This window comes from Pseudomonas sp., assembly GCF_049653025.1.
Taxonomy (GTDB): Bacteria; Pseudomonadota; Gammaproteobacteria; order Pseudomonadales; family Pseudomonadaceae; genus Aquipseudomonas.
This window is the reverse complement of sequence record NZ_JBASFM010000016.1, coordinates 215,596-232,609: the sequence shown is the minus strand read 5'-3', so window position 1 is coordinate 232,609 and position 17,014 is coordinate 215,596. Positions and strand designations below refer to the sequence as shown.

The following is a 17,014-nucleotide window of genomic DNA, read 5'->3' as shown; positions in this document are numbered from 1 at the left end:
GGTCAGGTCAGCTGACTATAGCAATTTGTTTACATCGTTAAAAACAATTTATTTTCAGATTGTGCACAAAAAGTGAACCGTCAGTCAGGTTGCTGGCTGGCGAGGTTAAATGTGCGCAGGGTGTGGTTGGAGTAGGTGGTGTGGCGAGGGGGAAATCGTTGTCTGATGGACAAATGCCGCACCCAGGACGGGTACGGCATTCGCGTCAATCAGTTGAGCTGTGCGCCCTGGTCGATCCAGGCACCGATCAGTTCACGCTCTTCCTGGGTCATCTGAGTGATGTTGCCCAGCGGCATGATCTGCGAAGCAACGCTTTGCGCGTGGATCTTCGCGGCCTGGGCCTTGATCTGCTCCGGCGTATCGAGGATGAACCCAGCCGGTGGCGCGGTGAACATCGGGCTACTCGGGGTGGCCGAGTGGCACACGGCGCAGCGTTGCTGAATCACGCTGCGCACCTTGGCGAAGTTGCCATCGGCCGCAACTGCGGCAGGCTTGGCGGCTTCTTCTACCGGTTCAGGCTGCTTGGCGGCGCTTTCAGCAGCTTTGGCCGCTTGCGGGTTGCCGCTGACGCCTGTGGCAGGCACCGGTGCGTACTTGATCACCGCCGCTTGTGGTGCCTCGGGAGCCGCGCTTTTCAGGCTGGGGCCGGTGACGAAGGCCAGGCAGATCATGCCCAGGGCTGCGGCAGGCAGAGTCCAGACGTACTTGCTGCTGTCATGGCGGGTGTTGAAGTAGTGGCGCACCAATACCGCCAGAATCGCGATGCCCGCCAGAATCAGCCAGTTGTACTGGCTGCCGTAGGTGCTCGGGAAGTGGTTGCTGATCATGATGAACAGCACCGGCAGGGTGAAGTAGTTGTTGTGGCGCGAACGCAGCAGGCCTTTGGCCGGCAGGGTCGGGTCTGGCGTGGTGTTGTCTTCGATGGCCTTAACCAGCGCACGCTGGGCCGGCATGATGGTGAAGAACACGTTGCCGACCATGATGGTGCCAATGATCGCGCCAACGTGGATGTAGGCGGCGCGGCCACTGAAGATCTGGCTGAAGCCATAGGCGGCAGCGATGATCAGCACGAACAGCACGGCACCGAGCAGGGCCGGGCGCTTGCCCAGGGGCGAATCACAGAGGAAGTGGTAGGCCACGTAGCCGGCAATCATCGAACCGAAGCCGATGGCGATGGCCATTTCCGGTGCCAGGTCAACACCAGGCTTGACCAGGTACAAGCTCGGGTTGAGGTAGTAGACCACCAGCATCAGGGCGATGCCCGACAGCCAGGTGAAATAGGCTTCCCATTTGAACCAGTGCAGGTTCTCCGGCATTTTCGGCGGGGCCAGCTTGTATTTTTCCAGGTGGTAGATACCGCCACCGTGGATCGCCCAGAGGTCGCCAGACAGGCCTTCGCGGGGGTTGCTACGGTTGAGGTTGTTTTCCAGCCAGACGAAATAGAAGGATGCGCCGATCCAGGCGATGCCGGTGATCATATGGATCCAGCGAATGCCCAGGTTCAGCCACTCAGTCAAATGTGCTTCCACAATCAGTACCTCTTTCCCAGTGCCGGCACGCCGGCCTCTGAGCTTCTCTTATTGGTGGGGGTCGAGGAGCAACTGCTCCGCGTCGGTGAAGAAATGCTCATCGCAGTTGTTGCCAGAACCACTGCGATCAACCACCAGGAAGTCATCCCGCTTTTCGATCGTCAGCACCGGATGGTGCCAAACGCCGCGATGGTAATTAATGCCCTGCCTGCCATTGCTGCGGAAGGCGCGGACCAACTCCGATTGAGGTGCATCGCCAACTGGCGCGACCACAATCAGAAAGGGATTGCCGAGCAGTGGAATAAACGCCTGACTGCCCTGCGGATGGCGCTCCAGCATGCGCACGGTCAGCGGCATGTCGAGGGACTCGGCGCTGAAGATGCTGATGATCGCCTTATCGTCCGGCTGTGCGGTCTCGACCGTGGCCAGCTTGTGATAACGGCGGGTGGAGCCATTGTTGATCATGAAGAATTCACTACCTTCGGTTTCGATAACGTCACCAAAGGGGGCGAAGGCTTCTTTGCTCAACGGCTCGATGATCAATTTGCGCATGTTGGTCTTCTTGTTCGTTTGTTTATGCCCCTCTCCCAGTGGGAGAGGGGTTTATTGGCTTACTTGGCGACTTTGCCGAACAGGCGCAGACGGCTGATGCCACCGTCCGGGAACACGTTCACCCGTACGTGGGTGATCGGGCCCAGTGCCTTGATCTGCTCGCTGAACTCGTGTTCGGCGTGCATTTGCAGCTTCTGGCTCGGTAGCAGGTCGCGCCAGAACAGGCTCTGGGTTTCGATCTGGCTGTCGGTGCCGCCTTTGACGAAGGCCGCCTGGATCGAGCAGCTGTCTGGGTAGTTGCCCTTGAAGTGCAGGGTGTCGACGACGATGCGTTCGATCTCGCCCGGGTGGCCGAGGGCGACGATTACCCAGTCGTTGCCTGGGGTACGGCGACGCGCAGTTTCCCAACCGTCGCCCATGTTGATGCCACGGCCCGGGTTGAGGATGTTGCTCATGCGGCCGAAGTGTTCGTCCGAGCAGGCCAGGGCACGGCCGCCGTTAAGGGCGCTGGCCAGGTCGATTTGTTCGTTGTCACCGGTGTTGGACCAGTCGCGGAACGGCACGCCGTACACGCGCAGACGGGCAACGCCGCCGTCCGGGTAGATGTTGAAGCGCAGGTGGGTGAAGGCCTGGACATTAACGATTTCATGGTAGTGGTGGCTGTTGCCTTGCAGCTCGACTGCGGCCAGCACTTCGGTCCACTCGGTGGCGTCGGTCGGATCGCCGGCGGCGACGAAACAGCCTTCCAGGGATGCCGATGGCGGGAAGTTACCGGTGAAGAAACTGGTGTCGATGTCCACGCCCTTGATCGAGCCGGGTACGCCCAGTTTGATCACGGCAGTGTCGTAGCCTTCGAAGCGCTTGCGGCGCGATTCCCAGCCATCCATCCACTTGCCGTTATCATCGAACACGCCCTCCTTCCATACGGCCGGGGTCGGCTGGAACAGACGGTTAACGTCGGCGAACCAGTCGTCGGTGACCGAGATGGCCTTAGTGCCCAGGCGTGCGTCGGCGAGGTTGACGTATTTCTCAAAGGGTACGGCGTAAGCTTTCATGAAATGTCTGCCTTAGATGATGGCGTTGGGGAGGGCGGAGGGCTTGCGGCTTAGAGCTGCTGCAAGCGGAACAGCGCGATCTTGTTGATCTCGGCCAGGGCGCAGGCGAATTCCTGCTCCGGGGAGTTATGAATGCGCTCCTCGAAGGCCGCCAGGATCTGGTGCCGATTGCTGCCTTTCACCGCCATGATGAAGGGGAAGCCGAACTTGGCTTTGTAGGCATCGTTCAGTTCGGTAAAGCGGGCGAACTCTTCTGCAGTACAGGCGTGAATGCCCGCACCGGCCTGCTCCGATGTGGAGGAGGCGGTCAACTCACCACGTACGGCTGCCTTGCCGGCCAGGTCCGGGTGAGCATTGATCAGTGCCAGCTGTGCGGCATGGCTGGCACTGAGCAACAGGTCGGCCATGCGCTGATGCAGGCCGTTGATTTCGTTGATGCTGTCGTCTTGGCCCAGGTCGAAGGCTTTCTCGGCGACCCAGGGCGAGTGCTCGTAGATGTCGGCGAAGACTTTGACGAAGTCTTCACGGCTCAGACGGGACGGGGTCAGGGTTTGAAAACGGCTCATTTCGAGCTCTCCTTGGACGGCTGATCTTGCAGCGGGTGGGTCGCGTGCCAGTGCTGGGCGATGTCGATGCGGCGTGCGCACCAGACTTTTTCGTGGCTCTGCACGTATTCAAGAAACTTCGCCAGCGACGCCAAACGTGCCGGGCGACCCAGCAGGCGGCAGTGCATGCCGATCGAAAGCATCTTCGGCGCGCCGGCCACGCCTTCGGCGTAAAGCACATCGAAGGCGTCTTTCAGGTAGTCGAAGAAGTCGTCGCCCTTGTTGAAACCCTGCACCTGGGTGAAGCGCATGTCGTTGGTGTCCAGGGTGTAAGGAATCACCAGGTGCGGTTTGGCCGCGGTGCTGGCCGGGTCCCAGTAGGGCAGGTCGTCGTCGTAGGTGTCGCTGTCATACAGGAAGCCGCCTTCCTCGCGCACCAGGCGGCGGGTGTTCGGTCCGGTGCGGCCGGTGTACCAACCCTGCGGACGCTGACCGGTCAGTTCGGTGAGGATGCGGATGGCTTCGAGCATATGCTCGCGCTCCTGCGCCTCGTCCATGTACTGGTAGTCGATCCAGCGGTAGCCGTGGCTGCAGATCTCGTGACCGGCGGCGACCATCGCCTTGATCGCGTCCGGGTGACGCTGCGCGGCCATGGCCACGGCGAAAATGGTCATGGGGATATTGTGTTTCTCGAACAACTTGAGCAGGCGCCAGACACCGACACGGCTACCGTATTCGTAGAGCGACTCCATGCTCATGTTGCGCGCGCCTTGCAGCGGCTGCGCGGAAACCATTTCGGAGAGGAACGCCTCGGACTCCTTGTCACCGTGCAGCACGTTGCGCTCGCCGCCTTCCTCGTAATTGAGCACAAACGACAGGGCGATGCGCGCATCATTCGGCCAGTGCGGATGGGGCGGGGTGTTGGCGTAACCGATCAGGTCGCGTGGGTAGTCAGCGCTCACTGCTGTGTTCCTTCTTGCTTGTTGTGGCGGTCGTTGCGGTTGCCTGGGTAAGGTGTGCGCGACCGTGATGGGCTAATTGTATACAAAGTGCTTTGCAACTTGTAAATCTAAAATTCACTTATTTTGTGAAATTCTGCCTTTATGCGAAAACTGCCTAGGGCGTCAGTTGTTTCTGCTGAGGCCGAGCATTGGCAAGCACTGCTGAGCATTTGTCTGCTCTGAAATGGCGCACTGCCTGAATAAAATCACTTAGTAATTGTGTACAGTTTATTTGAAAACTGTCTTATTTTTTGATTTCAACATGCTATGCTGAGCATCAGTCGAGGCTGCACAGCCTGATTAATCTGCCGAATTCAATAAAAGTAGAGGAGGTGCGGTGTCTGCGCCGGTTTGTCCGCGTAGATGCCCAGAAGCCATGGGACGATTGACCACACACGTACTGGATGCTGCACACGGCTGCCCAGGCAGCGCCCTGAAAATCGAGCTGTTCCGGGTAGAAGGCGCACAGCTGGAGCTGCTTAACAGCGTAGTCACCAACCACGACGGGCGCTGCGATGCCCCGGTGTTGCAGGGTGACGATTACCGCAGCGGTGTCTATCAGCTGCATTTCCATGCCGGCGACTATTACCGCGCGCGCGGTGTAGTGCTGCCTGAACAGGCCTTTCTGGATGTAGTGGTGCTGCGCTTCGGTATCGATGCCGGCCAGGAGCACTACCACGTCCCCTTGCTGATCTCCCCTTACAGCTACTCCACCTACCGCGGTAGCTGAACCGAATGCTTGTCACCCTCTGACTCCATTTAAGAGTCTTAGCCCGTACACACTGCGGGCTTTTTTTTGCCTGTAATTTAGCCAGGCCAAGGTGCGCTCGGATATTTACCGTTCTACAGGGGAGGGAGAGCGCCTGAGAGTGGTGTGCGTTCAGGCGCTTTGGGTGTTTGGCTAGGGGCTAGCGGCTTAGCAGCGAGGCCGCGCCGGCACCGCCAAATAGCGCAGCGCTGACCCGGTTGAACCACACGTGGCCCTTGCCGGAACGCAGGTAGCGTGCCGCGCCCTGGGCGCTGAGGCCGTAGAACAGCTTGCAGGCCAGATCAAGCACCGCCCAGGTGGCGATCATCACCAGCAGTTGGCTGAGCATTGGCTGTTCGGCGCTGATGAACTGCGGTAGGAAGGCGGCAAAGAACAGGATGTCCTTGGGGTTGCTGGCCCCCAGGCCGAAGGCCTTCCAGAACATGCTGCGAAAGCTCGGGTTGACCGGTTGTTCCTCGGCGGTCACTGGCCTCGCAGCCTTGCGTGATTCCTGCCAGCTCTGCCAGGCGAGGTAGAACAGATAGAGTGCGCCGACAATCTTCAGCAGGCTGAACAGCTGCTCGGACGCCAGCAACAGTGCGCCCAGGCCCAGTGCCGAGGCGCTGAGCAAGCAGATGGACGCCGAGACACCACCCAGAAACGCCGGGGCCGAGCGGCGCAGGCCGTAGTTCAGGCTGTTGCTGACCATCAGCAGCGACAGGGGCCCGGGGATCAGGATCACGATCAAGGCGGCGCTGCTGAACAGCAGCCAGGTTTCCAGACTCATTGCTCATTACTCCACATATGCAAAAGCCCCAACGCAGCGCGCCGGGGCTCGGGTGCTAGCCAGTAAACCTTACAGGAAGATGAACTTGGCCAGGCAAATCGCTGCCAGCGCGTAAAGGCTGACGGTGATTTCTTTATAGCGGCCAGTAAACAGTTTCAGGGCCACGAAGGTGATAAAGCCCAGAGCCAGACCATCGGTAACCGAGAAGGTCAGCGGCATCATCACCACAGTGATAATGGCCGGGATGGTGTTGGTGTGGTCTTCCCAGTCGATGTGAGCCATGCCGCTCATCATCAGCATCGCGACATAGATCAGTGCGCCGGCAGTGGCATAGGCGGGGATCATGCCGGCCAGCGGGGCGAAGAACATCGCCGCGATAAACAGCACGCCCACGGTCACCGCAGTCAGGCCGGTACGGCCACCGGCGGCAACACCAGCGGCGCTTTCTACGTAGCTGGTTACAGGCGGGCAGCCGACCAGGGCACCCAGTGCGCTGGAGGTACTGTCGGCTTTCATCGCCTTGCTCAGGTTTTCGATATGACCGTCTTCATCCACCAGCTTGGCGCGTTGTGCCACGCCCATCAGGGTGCCGGCGGTGTCGAACATGTGCACGAAGAGGAAGGCCAGGATCACGCTGATCATGCCCACTTCGAAGGCACCGGCGACGTCCATTGCCAGCCAGGTGGGTGCCAGGCTCGGTGGCATGGAGAACAGGCCGCCGTACTCGACCATACCCAGACCCAGACCCGCGAGGGTGACGGTGAGGATGCTGATCAGGATGCCGCCGAATACGCGGTGGTATTCAAGGATGGCAATCATCAGGAAGCAGATGGCCGCCAGCAGAGGGCCCGCGGTGGTCAGGTCACCCAGCTTGATCAGGGTTGCCGGGCTGGCGACCACGATACCGGCGGTTTTCAGGCCGATCAGGCCGAGGAACAAGCCGACCCCCGCGCCCATGGCGAAACGCAAGCTGCTGGGGATGCTGTTGAGCAGCCATTCGCGAATGCGTGAGAAGGTCAGGATCATAAACAGCACGCCAGACAGGAATACTGCGCCGAGCGCGGTTTCCCAGCTGTAGCCCATTTCGCCGACCACGGTGTAAGTGAAGAAGGCATTAAGACCCATGCCCGGTGCCAGGCCAACCGGCCAGTTGGCGTACAGGCCCATCAGGAAACAGCCGACCGCAGCTGCCAGGCAGGTGGCGACGAAGGCCGCACCGTGGTCGATACCGGCATCGGCCATGATGTTGGGGTTAACGAAGATGATGTAGGCCATGGTGATAAAGGTGGTCAGGCCGGCGGCCAGCTCAGTCTTTATCGTGGTGCGGTGCTGGCTGAGCTTGAATAGGCGTTCAAGCAGGCCGGTGCCTGGGGGGCTTACGGCATAGGTTGCGTGTTGTTCTTGTTTAGCGCTTTCCACAGGGGTACTCCTCATCTCTTGTTGTGTGCCACCCAGAGTCTGTGCTGCGCACTGCTCGACTCTCTGAGGTAGGTGGTGTGTCTAGGGGGTTACTGGCATGTTAGCTGACTTGTCGGTCAAGAAATCACACTGAGGCCGATTATGATGTTGTATACAAAAAAAGCAAATAATGTTTCTGGTTAAAATTCCGTATGTGCTCGGCTTTTTCATCTATACGCAACACGCAGTTTTTCTGATGCCAGCGCAGGACGCTCGCCCCACAAGGCCATAACACCGGCAATCTGCGCCTGTCTCGGGGTTTTATGTGGCGAATAAGCGGGTTACTGCGCTGCCAGGTGATTTCGCTCGCGGCGCGACTAAGCAGATTTCTGCACAAGAAAAATGCTACATAGAAGAAATAAATTGTTCCGTTCCTGAATATTTGGCGGACGTGTTCAACCTGGAGTGCGTCGAAATACCCGCTGGATCGGCCGTTATGCACTGTTGAATGTGTACGCGCTGGTCAGATTGTGTACAATACGTAGGCCTTTATTTGTGTATTTCCACTGACTTACTGCTTGCCAGAGGGTGGGTAACAGGCAGTAGAGTTGCGTTAGCAACCGCCGAAACTTTGAGTATGCGAGCCACAATGAACGAACAATTGCAGCCCCTTAAGAAGCAGACGCGCGAAGGCAAGAGCACTCGCAGCGGGACTCAGGACGATGTCGTTTACGCGCATATCTTCGATGCCATTCTCGAGCAGCGCCTGGCTCCTGGCACCAAGCTCAGCGAAGAGGCATTGGGCGAGATTTTCGGCGTCAGCCGCACCATCATCCGCCGCGCCCTGTCGCGCCTGGCCCACGAGGGCGTAGTGCTGCTACGGCCCAATCGCGGCGCAGTGGTTGCAAGCCCAGGCGCGGAAGAGTCGCGGCAGATCTTCTTCGTCAGACGCATGATCGAGCGTGCGATCACCGAGCTGGCCTGCAAGAACGCCACGGCGGAGCAGATTGCCGGTTTGCGTCAGATGATCATCGATGAGCGTGAATGCTTTGCCCGCGGCGACCGCGGCACCGGCATTCGCCTGTCCGGTGAATTCCACCTGAAACTGGCGGAAGCTGCTGGCAATCTGACCCTGCTGGGCTTTCTGCGCAGCCTGATTTCGCAGACCTCGCTGATCATCGCGCTGTATGAAAGCAACAGCCGCACGCACTGCTCGGACGTGGAGCACGATCAGGTGATCGATGCCATCGAGGCCGGCAACGTCGAGGTGGCGGTGGACCTGATGATGCGCCACATGGACAGCGTGGATGCCAAGCTCAACCTGGACGGCGAAACCGCCTCCGATGACCTGCACGCGGTGTTCTCGCACTTGCTGCCAGGCACCAAGAAGAAAGCCGCCGGGCGCAACGCCGCTAGCCGTTAAACGGCGCTGCAATAAAAAGCCCCGCATTGCGGGGCTTTTTATTGGCCGAGGCGTTAGGCCTCGGCTGTGCGGCTTATCAGCTGCGGCGGTGTACCGATTCGCCGGCGGCGAAGGTTTCCTTAACCGCACGATCGTCGCCAAGCATGGTCAGGGCGAACAGTTTCTCGTCCAGGGTCTTGGCCTGCTGCATGCGGTAGCTGATCAGCGGCGTGGCGTTGTAGTCGAGTACCACGAAGTCGGCGTCTTTGCCGCCCTCGAAGTTACCGATCTTGTCGTCCAGGTACAGCGCATGGGCACCGCCGAGGGTGGCCAGGTACAGCGACTTGAACGGGTCGAGCTTCTTGCCTTGCAGCTGCATGACTTTGTACGCCTCGTTCAGCGATTGCAGCTGGCTGAAACTGGTGCCGGCACCCACGTCGGTACCCAGGCCGACGCGCACGCCGTGCTCTTCCAGCTTGTTCAGATCGAACAGGCCGCTGCCGAGGAACAGGTTGGAGGTCGGGCAGAAGGCCACCGCCGAGCCGGTTTCGGCCAGGAGCTTGCACTCGTCGTCGCACAGGTGCACGCCGTGGGCGAACACCGAGCGTGCGCCGATCAGCTGGTAGTGGTCGTACACATCCAGGTAGCCCTTGCGCTCGGGGAACAGCGCCTTGACCCATTCGATTTCCTTGAGGTTCTCAGACAGGTGGGTGTGCATATACAGGTCCGGGTACTCGCCCAGCAGCTTGCCGGCCAGGGTCAGTTGCTCCGGAGTGCTGGTCGGGGCGAAGCGCGGGGTCACCGCGTAGTGCAGGCGGCCCTTGCCGTGCCAGCGCTCGATCAGTTCCTTGCTGTCGGCGTAGCCGGACTCGGGGGTGTCGGTCAGGTAATCCGGGGCGTTACGGTCCATCAACACCTTGCCGGCGATCATGCGCAGGTTCAGCGCCTCGGCGGCCTCGAAGAAGGCGTCTACCGATTGCTTGTGCACGGTGCCGAACACCAGGGCGGTGGTGGTGCCGTTACGCAGCAGCTCCTTGAGGAAGATGCCGGCCACATCACTGGCGTGGGCCTTGTCGGCGAACTGCTGTTCGGTTGGGAAGGTGTAGGTGTTCAGCCAGTCCAGCAGCTGCTCGCCGTAGGAGGCGATCATCCCGGTCTGTGGATAGTGGATATGGGTGTCGATAAAGCCGGGGGTAATCAGGGCATTGGCGTAGTGCTTGATCTCGACACTCTTGAGTGTCGGCAGCAGGTCGGCGGCATGGCCGACTCGGACAACCTGGCCGTTTTCGACGACCAGCACACCGTCTTCGAAATACTCATAGGACTGCTCGACGCCGACCACGGCGGGGTCGGCGATGCTGTGCAGAATGGAGGCGCGGTAAGCTTTTGCGGTGCTGGTACTCATGCTGATCTCGATAAGGCGTTGAGTTTAAAGACGGCAGCGACTGACAAAGAATTCAGGAGTTGCTGCGGCGGCTGACGGGTAGCAGTTTGGCGACGCTGGTTTCGCCCTTTTTCACGTCCAGGCCAAAGGTGGCGTTGTAGGTGGCAATCACTTCACCGGCGATGGACACGGCGATTTCCACTGGCAACTTGCCTTTGACTTCCGCCAGGCCCATGGGGCAGCGCATGCGTTGCATGACTTCAGGGCTGAAGCCGCGATCGCGCAGGCGGTGTTCGAACTTGGCGCGCTTGGTTTGCGAGCCGATCAGGCCGTAGTAGGCAAAATCGTTGCGTTTGAGGATGGCCGCAGTCAGTTCCAGGTCGAGCTGATGGTTGTGGGTCATGACGATAAAGTAGCTGCCGGCGGGCATGCGCTCGATCTCGTCGATCACCTCGTCGTTCACCACTTTGTCGACCCCGACCGGGATCTGCTCGGGAAACTCGTTTTCCCGCGAGTCGATCCAGCGCACCTTGCAGGGCAGGCTGGCGAGCAGAGGCACCAAGGCGCGGCCGACATGGCCGGCACCGAATACGGCAATCTGCGCCTGCGGCTGGCCCATGGGTTCGAACAGCAATACAGTGGCACCACCGCAGCACTGGCCGAGGCTGGCCCCCAGGCTGAAACGTTCCAGGCGGGTGTCCTGGCTGCGGCTGCTGAGCATGTCGCGGGCCAGCTCCATCGCCTTGTATTCCAGGTGACCACCGCCGACGGTCTCGAAGATGCGGTCAGCGGTGACCACCATTTTCGAGCCGGCGTTGCGCGGGGTTGAGCCGCGCTCTTCGATGATGGTCACCAGCACGCAAGGCTGACCTTGCTGCTGCAGTTCGGCGAGGGCGCTGATCCAGCTCATTTGCTCAGCCTCCAGGTGGGTGGCAGTTGCCCCGGGCGCGGCAGCCGCCAGTTGCTTGGCGATGGGTCCAGTATGGGTACTGGAATCGGCCGTGGTGTCTGGGTTTTCGCTTCGGTGTGTTTTGTCATTGTTGTTCACCCTGGTCTTGCATGGGGCGGATGCCGGCTCGAAGGCTCGTACCGGTATCCGCCCAACGGCTTTAGGCCGGTTCTGCCTCTGTTGCGACAGCAGGTTTGGCACTTTGCTGCAGTTCCTTCATCTGCTCCACACCCCAGAGCACGCGCTCCGGCGTGGCGGGGGCATCGATCTGTGGCTGTGCGCGGTAGTCGGCCAGGCTGGCCACGGCGTCCTTGATCGCGCACCAGGTAGCGATGCCGAGCATAAACGGCGGCTCACCCACGGCCTTGGAGTGGAATACGGTGTCTTCCGGGTTCTTGCGGTTTTCCACCAGTTTGACCCGCAGGTCCAGCGGCATATCGGCGATGGCCGGGATCTTGTAGCCAGCGGGACCATTGGTGACCAGCTTGCCTTTGTTGTTCCACACCAGTTCTTCGGTGGTCAGCCAGCCCATGCCCTGGACGAAGGCACCTTCGACCTGGCCGATGTCGATGGCCGGGTTCAGCGAGGCACCGACGTCGTGCAGGATGTCGGTGCGCAGCATCTTGTACTCACCGGTCAGGGTGTCGACTATTACTTCGGAACAGGCGGCACCGTAGGCGAAGTAGTAGAACGGCCGGCCGGCGGCCTTGTCGCGGTTGTAGAAGATTTTCGGCGTGCGGTAGAAGCCGGTGCTGGACAGCGACACCTGGTTGAAATAGGCCTTCTGAATCACTTCCTCGAAGCTCAGGAACAGATCGCGTACACGCACCTGGCCGTTACGGAATTCGACGTCTTCCGGGGTGACCTTGTACTCGCGCACCAGGAAGTCGACCAGGCGCTGCCTGATGGTCTCGGCGGCGTTCTTGGCGGCCATGCCGTTCAGGTCGGTGCCCGAGGAGGCGGCAGTCGGCGAGGTGTTGGGTACCTTGTCGGTGTTGGTCGCGGTGATCTGGATGCGCGAGATGTCCACCTGGAACACTTCGGCGACGATCTGCGCCACCTTGGTGTTGAGGCCTTGGCCCATCTCGGTGCCGCCGTGGTTCAGGTGGATCGAACCGTCGGTGTAGATATGAATCAGCGCGCCGGCCTGGTTGAGGAAGGTGGCGGTAAAGCTGATGCCGAACTTGACCGGGGTCAGCGCCAGGCCTTTCTTCAACACCGGGCTCTTGGCGTTGAACGCACGGATTTCTTCGCGGCGTTTGGCGTAGTCACTGCTTTCTTCCAGCTCGGCGGTCATCTCGTGGATAACGTTGTGCTCAACCGTCTGGTAGTAGTGGGTGACGTTGCGGTCTTCCTTGCCGTAGTAGTTGGTCTTGCGCACTTCCAGCGGGTCTTTGCCCAGGCTGCGGGCGATCGCATCCATGATCTCCTCGATGGCGACCATGCCTTGCGGGCCACCGAAGCCGCGGTAGGCGGTGTTCGACGCGGTGTTGGTCTTGCAACGGTGACCATTGATGGTGGCGTTGCCGAGGAAGTAGGCGTTGTCGGAGTGGAACATCGCACGGTCGACGATCGAGCCGGACAGGTCGGGCGAATAGCCGCAGTTGCCGGCCAGTTCGATCTCGATGCCGTGCAGCAGGCCGTTGTCGTCGAAGCCGACGTCGTACTCGACATAGAAGGGGTGGCGCTTGCCGGTGATCTGCATGTCTTCAACACGCGGCAGGCGCATCTTGGTCGGCCGGCCGGTGAGGTGGGCGATCACCGCACAGAGACACGCCGGGCCGGCGGCCTGGGTTTCCTTGCCGCCGAAACCGCCACCCATGCGGCGCATGTCGATGACGATCTTGTGCATCGGCACGCCGAGCACTTCGGCCACCAGCTTCTGCACTTCGGTGGCGTTCTGCGTCGAGGTGTAGACGATCATGCCGCCGTCTTCAGTCGGCATCACCGAGGAAATCTGGGTTTCCAGGTAGAAGTGTTCCTGGCCGCCAATATGCAGGCTGCCTTGCAGACGGCGCGGCGCGCTGGCCAGTTCGGCCGCGGAGTTGCCGATCTTGTGCTGATGGCTGTCGAGGACGAAATGCTTCTTGCGCAGTGCATCGACCACGTCCAGTACCGGCTCGAGGTCTTCGTATTCGATGATCGCGGCCATGGCCGCCTTGCGTGCGGTTTCCAGGCTGTCGGCACCGACGGCGATGACCACCTGGCCAACGTACTCGACCTTGCCGTCCGCCAGCAGCGGATCACCGGCGACCACCGGGCCGATATCCAGCTGGCCGGGTACGTCATCCTTGGTGATGGCGATAGCCACGCCCGGGAACTGGTAGCAGGGGCTGGTATCGATGCTGACGATGCGCGCGTGGGCGCGGTCGCTCATGCGGGCATAGACGTGCAGCTGATTGGGGAATTCCAGGCGGTCGTCGACGTAGATGGCTTCGCCGGACACGTGTTTGTCCGCGCTCTCATGCTTGACGCTCTTGCCGACACCGGTGGTGATATCGGCGCGGAACAGTTTGGCCAGTTCGGCCTGGCTTTTGGCTACATGATGGTTAGACATAAGCGGTCACCCGGGTTTCGACTTCTGGAGCCTGCAGCTCGAGGAAGAATTTGCGCAGCAGGTTCTGTGCGGTGAGCAGGCGGTATTCCTTGCTGGCGCGGAAATCACTCAGTGGGGTGAAGTCCTCGGCCAGGGCGGCGCAGGCGCGTTCGATCACACCCGGATACCAGGCTGACCCCTGCAGCGCGGCTTCACAGGCAGCGGCGCGTTTCGGGATGGCAGCCATGCCGCCAAAGGCGATGCGCGCGCTTTGCACTACGCCATCTTCGACCACCAGGTTGAAGGCGGCGCACACGGCGGAAATATCATCATCCAGGCGCTTGGACACCTTGTAGGCGCGGAACGCCTGGCTGGCCTGATGGCGCGGCACGATGATCTTCTCGATAAATTCGGCTTCCTGACGCGCAGTAACCTTGTAGTCGAGGAAGTAGTCTTCGATCGGCAGGGTGCGGCTGGTGTTGCCTTTGCGCAGCACGATCTGTGCGCCGAGGGCGATCAGCAGCGGCGGGGCGTCGCCAATTGGCGAGGCGTTGCCGATATTGCCGCCCAGGGTGCCCTGGTTGCGGATCTGCAGGGAGGCGAAACGGTGCAGCAGCTCGCCGAAGTCCGGGTAGTCCTGGGCGAGCGCTTCATAGCAGTCGGACAGCGCGGTGGCTGCGCCGATTTCGATGCTTTCAGCGGTCACTTCGACGCGTTTCATCGCTTCGATATGGCCGACGTAGATCATCACCGGCAGCTCGCGGTGGAACTGGGTGACTTCCAGGGCCAGGTCGGTGCCGCCTGCGAGCAGGCGCGCTTCCGGGTTGGCGGCATAGATGTCGGCCAGGTCGGCGACGGTCAGCGGCAACAGGCAGCGTTTGTCGCCGCTGTTGAGCTCGGCGGTGTCTTGTGGGGCGATGGCTTTCAGTTGAGCGACGGTCTGCGCTTCGGCGGCGTCGAACTGGTCCGGCTGCTTCTGGCAGCAGGCCTGCTCGGCGGCGTCGATGATTGGGCGGTAGCCGGTGCAACGGCAGAGGTTGCCGGCCAGGGCTTCCATGGTGTCAGCCTTGTCGAAGCCGCTGCTGTTCTTCTGCAGGGCGAACAGCGACATGACAAAACCGGGGGTGCAGAAGCCGCATTGTGAACCATGACAGTCGACCATGGCCTGTTGCACGCTGTGCAGTTGGCCTTGGTGTTTGAGGTCTTCGACCGTAATCAGCTGCTTGCCGTGCAAGGAGGAGACGAAGGTCAGGCAGGAGTTGAGGGTGCGATAACGCACGCGCTCGCCATCGAGTTCACCCACCACCACGGTGCAGGCACCGCAATCGCCGGAGGCACAGCCTTCTTTGGTTCCGGATTTGCCGACATGCTCACGCAGGTAGTTGAGCACGGTGACGTTAGGGTCGAGGGCATGCTCAGTACGCAGCTCCCGGTTGAGTAAAAACTGGATCAAGGACGACCTCCAGGCACTTTATTGTTCTCGTATCAGGCTCTGCTGAAACGACTGCGCAGGGCAGCACAGCGTTTCCACACGGCTTGGCATGGGGCAAATCTAGAGTTTTCTGACTTTAGGGTCAACAAATATTTGACTCTTTGGTCAGGCGATTGTCATACGATTCAGTTATGAGCGCGAAAAGCCCTGTGGCTCAGTTAAACGCTAGCCGTTTTTGTGCCAGGCATGTGTTGCGGAAACATAGAGTCCAGCAAACAAAAAAAACGCCAAGGGTGCTGACCCTTGGCGTTTTTTTGTTGCGGCGACTGCGCTTAGGAGTGGGTCAGCTGCGAATCGGTCAGTTGATGCTCTTCACCGGCGTAGTAGGCACGAACTCGCGGGTCCATCACCGCACGCCACAGCGGCGGAAACAGCGCCAGGACGATCATGCCGGCGTAACCATTGGGCAGCTGCGGGCTGTCGTCGAAGTGGCGCAGCACCTGGTAGCGGCGTTTGGCGTAAGCGTGATGGTCGGAGTGGCGCTGCAGGTGGAAGAGAAACAGGTTGGTCAGGAGGAAATTGCTGTTCCACGAGTGTGTCGGATTGGTGCGTTCATAGCGGCCATTTTCCAGCTTGCGCCGGTGCAGGCCGTAATGTTCCACGTAGTTGACGATTTCCAGCAGGGTAAAGGCGACCACCGACTGCGCAATAAAGAACAGTGCGCCGAGCCAGCCGAAGGCCAGGCTGAAACCGAGCAGGAACAACGCGCTGATCGCGTACCAGCCAATCAGCTCATTGCGCCAGTGCAGGGCGGGCAGGTTCTTGCGCTTCAGCCGTTCGGCTTCGAGCTTCCAGGCGTTGAGGAAGTTGTGCACATAGGCGTTCGGCAGAAAGGCATACAGGCTCTGGCCGTAACGCGAGGAGCTGGCGTCTTCCGGGGTCGATACGTGTACATGGTGGCCGCGCACATGCTCGATCTTGAAACCGCCGTAGCACACGGCTGCTAGCAGCAGGCCGCCGGCGTTCTGCTCCAACTGCGGATCCTTATGGATAAACTCATGGGCCACGGTGATGCCTATGGCGCCAGTCACCGTGCCGACGGACAGCACCCAGCCCAACTGACCAACCCAGCTCCAGGCCTCGTAATTGATAAATACCCAACCAGACCAGCCGAGCATGCCGAGCAGGGCCGGCACGGTGAGCAGGCTGAGCAGGCGGTAATAGCCTTGCTGCTCCATTTGCGGCACCTGCACGGCTTCATCGGGGTTGGCCGGATCGCGGCCGATGATGAAATCCAGCAAAGGAATAACGCCAAACACCACCAGCACCACCAGCCACGGCCAGGCGTTAGCGTATTGGCTATTTAATGACCAGTAATAGCTCAGTGGGATCCCCAGAACCGGGATCAACCACAACCAGTAGCCGATGCTTTTAATCACAAGCATCCAGTTGGAAGGCAGGCGTTCGAACATGGTGGCTCCGTACTTATTATTGTTGGATAAAAGCATTGGTAGGATTGTAGGACAATCTGTGTTGATGACCATCCCCTGACGGCCCACCTTTTGGTTTGAAAGCAGTGCCACAGTGCCCTTGGCCCGGTAACACCCTGTGTTACACTCGCGCCCGGCATTTGATCGCCCAAGCCAAGCCTGGCGCGGGTTTAGCCGCTTTCAGCCCCTCCAATAGGTCAGATAGA

The 17,014-nt window shown here is 60.2% G+C and carries 14 protein-coding genes; 2 read left to right on the top strand and 12 right to left on the bottom strand.

Features of this window, described 5'->3' with window-relative positions; translation table 11 throughout:
* Positions 1-209: 209 nt before the first annotated feature.
* The 5 genes from WBK23_RS12885 to puuE are packed head-to-tail and all read right to left on the bottom strand — an operon-like array spanning position 210 to position 4,643.
* Positions 210-1,529, bottom strand: a complete 1,320-nt coding sequence (locus WBK23_RS12885; protein WP_424484338.1) for a urate hydroxylase PuuD — start codon at positions 1,527-1,529, stop codon at positions 210-212.
* Between the two features lie 48 nt (positions 1,530-1,577).
* Positions 1,578-2,081: an ureidoglycolate lyase gene (locus WBK23_RS12880; RefSeq protein ID WP_424484337.1), complete on the bottom strand. Its 504-nt coding sequence runs from the start codon at positions 2,079-2,081 to the stop codon at positions 1,578-1,580.
* Between the two features lie 59 nt (positions 2,082-2,140).
* Complete coding sequence (gene alc, locus WBK23_RS12875) at positions 2,141-3,136, bottom strand: allantoicase (RefSeq protein WP_424484336.1); 996 nt, start codon at positions 3,134-3,136, stop codon at positions 2,141-2,143.
* Positions 3,137-3,186: 50 nt separating this feature from the next.
* A complete protein-coding gene (uraD, locus tag WBK23_RS12870) occupies positions 3,187-3,702 on the bottom strand; it encodes a 2-oxo-4-hydroxy-4-carboxy-5-ureidoimidazoline decarboxylase (RefSeq protein ID WP_397493418.1) in 516 nt (171 codons plus the stop codon).
* Complete coding sequence (gene puuE / locus WBK23_RS12865; protein WP_424484335.1) at positions 3,699-4,643, bottom strand: allantoinase PuuE; 945 nt, start codon at positions 4,641-4,643, stop codon at positions 3,699-3,701. Before puuE ends, uraD begins: the two co-directional genes overlap by 4 nt.
* A 415-nt stretch (positions 4,644-5,058) precedes the next feature.
* Here puuE and uraH point away from each other — a divergent pair, with 415 nt between their 5' ends.
* Entirely contained in the window at positions 5,059-5,412 is a 354-nt protein-coding gene (gene uraH / locus WBK23_RS12860) for a hydroxyisourate hydrolase (RefSeq protein WP_424484334.1), read from the top strand.
* 178 nt (positions 5,413-5,590) lie between these two features.
* Here uraH and WBK23_RS12855 read toward each other — a convergent pair whose 3' ends face one another.
* Together WBK23_RS12855 and WBK23_RS12850 are read right to left on the bottom strand one after the other, a co-directional pair.
* Positions 5,591-6,217, bottom strand: coding sequence for a LysE family translocator (locus WBK23_RS12855; RefSeq protein ID WP_424484333.1), 627 nt, complete (start codon positions 6,215-6,217; stop codon positions 5,591-5,593).
* 69 nt (positions 6,218-6,286) lie between these two features.
* Positions 6,287-7,636 carry an NCS2 family permease gene (locus tag WBK23_RS12850; RefSeq protein ID WP_424484332.1) on the bottom strand — a complete coding sequence of 450 codons (1,350 nt, stop codon included), beginning with the start codon at positions 7,634-7,636 and terminating at the stop codon, positions 6,287-6,289.
* Between the two features lie 628 nt (positions 7,637-8,264).
* Between WBK23_RS12850 and WBK23_RS12845 the strand changes: the two genes are divergently transcribed.
* Positions 8,265-9,038 carry a GntR family transcriptional regulator gene (locus WBK23_RS12845; protein WP_424484331.1) on the top strand — a complete coding sequence of 258 codons (774 nt, stop codon included), beginning with the start codon at positions 8,265-8,267 and terminating at the stop codon, positions 9,036-9,038.
* Between the two features lie 76 nt (positions 9,039-9,114).
* Here the strand turns inward: WBK23_RS12845 and guaD are convergent, their stop codons facing one another.
* The 5 genes from guaD to WBK23_RS12820 all read right to left on the bottom strand — a co-directional run bounded on the left by guaD (position 9,115) and on the right by WBK23_RS12820 (position 16,790).
* Positions 9,115-10,422: a guanine deaminase gene (guaD, locus tag WBK23_RS12840; RefSeq protein WP_424484330.1), complete on the bottom strand. Its 1,308-nt coding sequence runs from the start codon at positions 10,420-10,422 to the stop codon at positions 9,115-9,117.
* 52 nt (positions 10,423-10,474) lie between these two features.
* Positions 10,475-11,311, bottom strand: coding sequence for a xanthine dehydrogenase accessory protein XdhC (gene xdhC, locus WBK23_RS12835; RefSeq protein WP_424484329.1), 837 nt, complete (start codon positions 11,309-11,311; stop codon positions 10,475-10,477).
* A gap of 199 nt (positions 11,312-11,510) precedes the next feature.
* Positions 11,511-13,907, bottom strand: coding sequence for a xanthine dehydrogenase molybdopterin binding subunit (xdhB, locus tag WBK23_RS12830; protein ID WP_424484328.1), 2,397 nt, complete (start codon positions 13,905-13,907; stop codon positions 11,511-11,513).
* Positions 13,900-15,339 carry a xanthine dehydrogenase small subunit gene (gene xdhA / locus WBK23_RS12825; protein WP_424484327.1) on the bottom strand — a complete coding sequence of 480 codons (1,440 nt, stop codon included), beginning with the start codon at positions 15,337-15,339 and terminating at the stop codon, positions 13,900-13,902. Before xdhA ends, xdhB begins: the two co-directional genes overlap by 8 nt.
* 311 nt (positions 15,340-15,650) lie before the next feature.
* On the bottom strand, positions 15,651-16,790 hold the full coding sequence (locus WBK23_RS12820; protein WP_424484326.1) for an alkane 1-monooxygenase: 1,140 nt from the start codon (positions 16,788-16,790) through the stop codon (positions 15,651-15,653).
* Positions 16,791-17,014: the final 224 nt, after the last annotated feature.